Here is a 6888-nt window from a genome sequence, read left to right as displayed (position 1 = left end):
TCTGGTTGCGGTAGTTGGCGATACGAACTACCGCAACCAGAGGACGAAACGCGCGGGTCAGGAGCGGGTAAGGGAGGCGGGGGTGAGATCGGCGAGCGTGCGGTGCCCGGACAGGCCCATGGTCAGGTCGAGGTCGGCGAGCAGGCTCCGCAGCACATGCCGGACGCCGTCCTCCCCCGCGTGCGCGAGCCCGTACACCCACGGCCGCCCCACCAGCACGGCCTTCGCCCCGAGCGCGAGTGCCTTGGCGATGTCGGCGCCGGTGCGGATCCCGGAGTCGAACAGGACCTCGATCCGGTCACCGACCGCGCAGACGACTTCCGGGAGCATGTCGAGCGAGGCGACGGCCCCGTCGACCTGGCGCCCGCCATGGTTGGACACGACGATCCCGTCCATCCCGGCCTCGACGGCTCGGCGCGCGTCGTCGGGGTGCTGGATGCCCTTGAGCACGATCGGCCCGTCCCAGTGCTCACGCAGGAACGGCAGCCGGTCCCAGGTGCTGTCGGTTCCGGTGATCATCGAGATCCAGCGCAGGATCGCGGTCGGCGGGTCCTCTTCCGGTGTCTTGTCCAGTAGGCCGCGGAACACCGGGTCGCTCAGCGGGACACCGAGTCCCTCACCCTTGATGAACGGCAGGTACGCGTGGTCGAGGTCGTTCGGGCGCCAGGCGAGGGTCCAGGTGTCGAGTGTGACGACGAGCGTGGTGAAGCCCGCGGCCTTCGCCCGCGCCAGGATGCTCGCGCAGACGTCGTTGTCGGTCGGCCAGTACAGCTGGAACCACCGCGAGCCCTCGCCACTGGCCTCGGCGACGTCCTCGATGCTCGTCGAGGACGCCGTCGACATGAGGTAGGGCAGGCCGACCGACGCCGCCGCGCGGGCGGCCGCCGGTTCGGCACCCTCGTGCACGATCGACTGGACGCCGACCGGCGCCAGCAGGACCGGCGCCGGCAGCCGGGTCCCCAGAACGGTCGTCGACAGATCGCGCTCGGTGGCGCCGGTGAGCATCCTGGGCACCAGGCGCCAGCGGTCGAAGGCCTCCCGGTTGGCGCGTGCGGTGGCGCCGGAGCCCGCCGCGCCCGCGATGTACCAGAACGGCCCCGGCTCCAGGATCTCCCGCGCCGATTCCTCCAGCTTCGTGGCGTCGGTGGAGCACGGCGGGAAGGTCCCGCCGAGCCCGTGCAGGTAAATCTCGTTCTGGTAGCCGCCGAACCGCTCGGTCACCCGGGCCTCCTCGTCACGTCGCCCGGGCCGGCTCTTCGCGGCCTCGGCTGGTCGGATCCTCCCGGACGATACTCGCCGGTAGCAACCAGGTGAGTTTCTCCGACCGGATGACCGCGACCGGGCCGATCACGGCGAGCAGCAGGACATAGCCCGCGACGAACGGCGCGACCCGCGAGTCCAGCCCGGCCGAGGTCGCCATCGCGGCGAGCACCAGTGAGAACTCGCCTCGGGTGAGCACCGTCAGCCCGATGTTCACCCCGGCCTGCCTGCCGAATCCGTGCAACCGCGCGGCCAGCGCGCCCGCGCCGAGGTTCGCCGCGATGGTCAGCGCGACCGCGATCAGCACCGGCACGACCACCGAGCCGACCGCGTTCGGGTCGATGCTGAGCCCGAAGATGAAGAAGAACAGCGCCCCGAACGCGTCCCGCAGCGGGAGCACCAGCTTGTGGATCCGCGGCGCGACCTTCGAACCGCCGAGCATCATGCCGACCATGAACGCGCCGATGGCGTCGGACACCCCGACCTCTTCGGCGACGGCGGCACCCAGGACGGCGACACCGACGAAGCAGACGGTCAGGAGTTCGTCGTCGGCCGAGCCGAACAGCTTCGACACCACTCGGCCACCCCAGCGGGCGAGCGCGGCCATCACGATCAGAAACGCGAAGGCCTTGCCGAAATCGGCCGCGGCCGAGCCGAAGGTCCCGGCACCGGAGAGCACCGGTTGCAGCAACGCCAGGTACAGCGCCAGGAACAAGTCCTCGATCACGATGATGCCCATGATCAGCCGGGACTCGGGATTGTTCATCCGGCGGGCTTCGAGCAGGAGTTTGGTGACGATCGCCGACGACGAGATCCCGATGGCACCGGCGATGACCAGCGCTTCCCTGGTGCCCCAGCCCAGCAGGAAGCCGAAGGCGAGCCCGCCGCCGATGTTGAGGAAGAGGTAGATCAGCCCGGACCAGACGAGTTTGCGGCCACCCTTGGCCAGGTCGTCGAGGGAGAACTCGAGGCCGAGGTAGAACAGGAGGAAGACGAGGCCGAGGCCGGCGAGTACGCCGAGCTCACTCGGATCGTCCACAAGGGACAGTCCAGGGGTGTTGGGGCCGAAGACGAAACCGGCCAGCATGAACAGCGGAATGGTGGGCAGCCCGATGCGGGCGCCCGCTCTGGCGATCACCCCGGCGGCGAGGAACGCCCCGCCTACGGCCAGCAGGGCATGACCGGAACTCATGGAGACCTCCGATGGTGGCGGATACGGAAAGGGGACCGGTATCAGCGCGGAGGCGCTCGTGCGGAGGCCTGGGGCACCGCACGGCTGGCGGCGACGGGTTCGCCCTGTTCGGGGGCGAGTCCGGCGTCGGGAAGGTCGACGGTCGCCGTCTCGGCGGGGACGTCGGCGAAGGGGACGGCTTGGCCGCCGTGGAAGGCGGGCAGCGGATGGGTCGCGAAGACGGCGACCCGGTCGTCCTCCGCCACTCCATTGCTTCCAGGGCCTCCGTACCCGTGGGCGACGGTGGGCGTGACGAAGGCGAAGACGAGCAAGATCAGGAGAAAGAAGACGGAACGGTGCCGTGGGGCGGAGGCACGGTTCGTCGTCATCTGACCGATACTTTACCAGTCCTTTATAGACAAATCGACGAGGGATCCGTCACGGGTCACGCCACATGGGCCGCATCGGGGGCCCGCCCTCGGCGGCGAACGCCGCACCATGATCGCGAAAACCCAGTCGCCGGTACAGTTTCGCGCTCTCCGCACTGCTGGCCTCGAGGTACGCGGGCACGGTGCCGTTGCGAGCGAGCCCGTACCGCAGCAGCCTCGCGCCGATCCCCCGCCGCTGAGCGCTCTCGCGGACACCGATGAACTGCGCGTGGTGGTACTCGCCGCCGGGTGCGCACTCGGTCATCAGCGCGAACAACGCGCCGAGCCGCCCGAGTTCCACGCCGGTGAGCCCGGCGAAGGCGCCGCCGTCCGGTTCGCCTTCCTCACCACTGGGAGTCCAGACGATCGCCGCCGAGAGATCGCCGGTGACGTCGATGTGGCCGCCCATCGCCAAGGCCCCGCGCACGATCGCCCGGTAGAAGATCGGCAGTGCCACGGCGCGGCGCTCGGCGCTGGGGAAGGCCCACACGCTGACGGGGTCGTCATGGAAGGCCTCGGCCAGTACCTCGACCACAGTGTCTATTTCGGACGGTTCAGCGGCACGGATGATCATCGGTCCTGCCTCACGACGGCGGGTTCGCGTTCGTCCTCGCCGTCTTCGAGCGGGCCTCCGATCCCGGCGTAGGTCTCGGGGTCCCGGGTCCGCAGCACTTCCGCGCGCAGGAAACCCACCAAGGCCGCGAGGACGATGAGGCCGGGAAGGCCCCAGCGCAACAGGAACGTGCCCGCCGGGCCGAGCAGCAGGTCGAAGTTGAGCAGGATCAACGCGAGGACGGCCGAAAGCGCGAGCATCGCCAGACTCGGCGCGATCCAGCGGCGCCAGGCGTTTTCGGCGTGGCGGCGCCGTTTGAAAAAGCCGATCACCGAAAGCGAGACGGCGATCATGATCACCACGACCCCCGTCGACGCCGTCGCACCGAGCCAGACGAACAGTTCCGTGACCGGGTCGCGGCCCGCGATCGCGAACGCGGCCACCACGACCAGCGCGAGCGCGGTCTGCGTGAGCGAACCACCCACCGGTGCCCCGGTGCGTTTACTGGTCTTGGCCAGCGAGCGCGGCAGCAGCCCTTCCCTGCCCAGCGCGAAGAAATACCGCGCGACGGCGTTGTGGAAGCTCAGCAACGCCGCGCACTGGCCGGTCACGAAGAGCGTGTAGGCGATGTCGGCGAACGTGTGGCCGAGATGGTCGCCCGCCAGCGTGAACAGCAGGTCCGGCCCTTGGGCGGCCGCGGTGGTCACGATGACGTCGGGTCCGGTCCCGACGGCCAGCGCGAGGGAGGACACGACGTAGAGGATGGCGGTGAGGCCGATCGCGGCGAACGTCGCCCGGCCGACCGTGCGGCTGGGTTCGCGGGTCTCCTCGCCGTAGGTCGCGGCGCCTTCGAAGCCGATGAACGCCGCGGCGGAGAACGCGAAGACCGCGCCGACACCGGTGGTGAACAGGCTCGCCGGTTCCAGCGGCACCCAGGAAACGCTGCCACCGGCGGGGTTCGTGAACAACGCGATGTCGACGATCGTGAGGACGGCGACTTCGAGGCACAACGCCACCCCGAGCACCTTGGCGTTGAGATCGACCCTCAGCACGCCGAGGATGCCGACGATCGCCACCATCACCAAGGAGCACAACCACCACGGCGGCGGCGACCCGGTGAGCGTGCCCAGCCAGGTCGACACCGACCAGCCGAACAGGCCGTAGATGCTGATCTGGATGGCGTTGTAGGAGATCAGCGTGACGAACGCGATCCCGGCGCCGGAGGATTTGCCGACCCCGTTGGCGACATACGGGTAGAAGGCGCCCGCGTTGGTGATGTAGCGGCTCATCGCGGCGTACCCGACCGCGAACAAGCCGAGGATCGGGGCGAGCAGGAGGAACGACAACGGCACACCGACACTGCCGGTGACCGCGTAGTTCGTCGGGACCCCGCCCGCGATGGCGAACAGCGGACCCGCCGCCGCCACCACGAAGAAGACGATCTGGGCGGCTCCGAGCCGCCGATGGCCGAGACCGCGCCGCGGCCTGTGCGTACCCATGAACCCGTCCCCCCGGACGTCGATATCGAAGTGAACCCGGTCGGTTCGCGTTCTTGATCTTGATCTTGAGAAGCCATCCCACCCTAGGGCCGGGGAACCCGGCGAGATACGTCCGTTCAGGCTAAAAACGGACCTCGGGTCGCAGTGGTCCGCCGCCTACCGCTAGTTTGGCCGTCCCGCACTTCAACGCCGGAGGGCGTGCCATTCATGCGTCGGCTGACGTTGGTCGATTCCCTGTTCTTCCTCGCCCACGACGAGTTCACCGGAAAACCCGCGCTGCGCCGCACGGGACTCGGCATCGGAATGGCCGGTTCCGCGCTCTGTGATCTCCTTCTCGCCGAGCGGATCACCGTGGAACGCAAGCGAATCCGGCCGCTTTCGCGACGCCGGATCGGGCATCCCGTTCTGGACCGGGTGTTCTCGGAAATCCTCGCCGAGCGAGAGTGGCACACCGCCCGGGAATGGGTCACCCACCTCCGACAGGACGTCGGTGAAACAGTCGCGGACAATCTGCTCACCGCGGGGGTGATCAACCGAGAGACCGACCGGGTGCTCATGCGGAAAAATCACCGGTACCCGCCGCGGGATCTGCTGCTGTCCACCGCCGCGCGCAGCAAGGCACGGGCCGCCGTGCTCGGCACCGAACGGCCGGAACCGCATTCGATCTGCCTGGCCCTGCTGGCCTGGACCGTCGGCCTCGACGACCTCTGCGAGCCCGAACTCGACCGCGCCGGGCTGCGGGCCTGGGCCGAGGCCACCCACCGTGACCTCCCGAGGGCGCTGGCCGAACTGATCTCGGGGATCGACGCGGTGGGCGCCGCCGTCGTCTACACCGGCGACCGGCGCTGACCACGGTTCCCAGCTACCGCAGGGAAACCGATCCGGATCGACAGCCAACGGGGTGACCCTGGTCGCGAACAGTCAGGTGCCGGTGCCAGGGCACCATCGCGCGGCATCACCTCACACCGCCGGGATCGGCCTTACCGCGCAAAAATCTTCAACCGCCCGACCCTCTTGCCGGAAATCTTCCCCTAGCTGGAAAGCGCAGTACTCCTACATCGAGGACGGCCGCTGGTACACCGCCGGCATCATCGGGTTCTGTTCCGGCACCGGCGATATGCTCGATCTCGTTGACCGGTACACGAATTCGGTCCCCGGAAACCCACTCGCGGAATACCTCCCGGCACTGCGCGAGGTCAACGGCAGCGATTCGCACGAAGGCCTCGGCAGTGGTTTCGAAAACGCGTGGCGGCAGGCCGCTGGGCGCTCGGACTTCCAGGCCGCACAGAACGGCGAACGCGATCGCGTCTATTTCGACCCGTCGGTGAACCAGGCGAAATCGGACGGTTTGGGTGCGCTGGGGCAATTCATCTACGACGCCATCGTGATGCACGGCCCGGGCACCAGCTCGGACAGCTTCGGCGGCCTTCGCTCCACCGCGATCGGCAAGGCCAAACCGCCGTCCCAGGGCGGCAACGAGACGACCTACCTCAAGGCGTTCCCCGACGCGTGACGCGTGATCATGAAGCAGGAAGAGGCGCACGCCGACACCTCGCGGATCGACACCGCCCAGCTGGTGTGGCTCAACGCGGGCAACCTGGACCTGCACACGCCGCTCAAGTGGAAGGTCTACGGGGATCCGTTCGAGATCAACTAACGCACTCACCCACCCGGGCGTGTTCCGCCTCCAAGCACGCGAGTTACGCCTCCAAGCACGCGAGATCGATCTTCAAGCACGCATGTTCCGCCTCCAAGCACGCGAGTTCGGTCTTCAAGCACGCGAGATCCGGCTCTGAGCACAGGGGGGCGGGGCCTGAGCACGCCCGGGGCGCGTGACACACGATTTCGCCGCACGTCACGCTGGGCAAGTCCCCCTTCGCACAGGGACTGTCCCAGTAACGGTGTTTCTGGCCCGACGCGCCGGGCGTGAGCTCGGCGGGAAGGGCACGGTGTGTGATGACACTGGACGTCATGAGT

The 6888-nt window shown here is 68.5% G+C and carries 6 protein-coding genes and 1 pseudogene; 2 read left to right on the top strand and 5 right to left on the bottom strand.

Features of this window, described 5'->3' with window-relative positions:
- Window positions 1–57: 57 nt before the first annotated feature.
- From AB0M65_RS39590 to AB0M65_RS39570, 5 genes are read right to left on the bottom strand one after another with little or no spacing between them, the layout of a single operon-like run.
- Window positions 58–1221, bottom strand: a complete 1164-nt coding sequence (locus tag AB0M65_RS39590) for an alpha-hydroxy-acid oxidizing protein (RefSeq protein ID WP_364040363.1) — start codon at window positions 1219–1221, stop codon at window positions 58–60.
- 13 nt (window positions 1222–1234) lie between these two features.
- Window positions 1235–2452, bottom strand: coding sequence for a cation:proton antiporter (locus AB0M65_RS39585; protein ID WP_364040360.1), 1218 nt, complete (start codon window positions 2450–2452; stop codon window positions 1235–1237).
- Between the two features lie 41 nt (window positions 2453–2493).
- Entirely contained in the window at window positions 2494–2820 is a 327-nt protein-coding gene (locus AB0M65_RS39580; RefSeq protein ID WP_364040357.1) for a hypothetical protein, read from the bottom strand.
- A gap of 49 nt (window positions 2821–2869) precedes the next feature.
- A complete protein-coding gene (locus tag AB0M65_RS39575) occupies window positions 2870–3433 on the bottom strand; it encodes a GNAT family N-acetyltransferase (protein ID WP_364040354.1) in 564 nt (187 codons plus the stop codon).
- Window positions 3430–4911, bottom strand: a complete 1482-nt coding sequence (locus AB0M65_RS39570; RefSeq protein WP_364040351.1) for an APC family permease — start codon at window positions 4909–4911, stop codon at window positions 3430–3432. The genes AB0M65_RS39575 and AB0M65_RS39570 overlap by 4 nt, the downstream gene beginning before the upstream one ends.
- A 207-nt stretch (window positions 4912–5118) precedes the next feature.
- On the opposite strand from AB0M65_RS39570, the gene AB0M65_RS39565 reads away from it, so the two are divergent.
- Both AB0M65_RS39565 and AB0M65_RS39560 read left to right on the top strand, forming a co-directional pair.
- Complete coding sequence (locus tag AB0M65_RS39565; RefSeq protein WP_364040348.1) at window positions 5119–5760, top strand: GPP34 family phosphoprotein; 642 nt, start codon at window positions 5119–5121, stop codon at window positions 5758–5760.
- Between the two features lie 175 nt (window positions 5761–5935).
- A pseudogene (locus tag AB0M65_RS39560) lies at window positions 5936–6568 on the top strand (chitosanase); the annotation flags it as partial.
- Between the last annotated feature and the right edge of the window lie 320 nt (window positions 6569–6888).

This window comes from Amycolatopsis sp. NPDC051071 (assembly GCF_040682875.1).
GTDB lineage: Bacteria > Actinomycetota > Actinomycetes > Mycobacteriales > Pseudonocardiaceae > Amycolatopsis.
The sequence above is the reverse complement of the archived record's forward strand: the minus strand, read 5'-3'. Positions and strand labels throughout refer to the sequence as shown.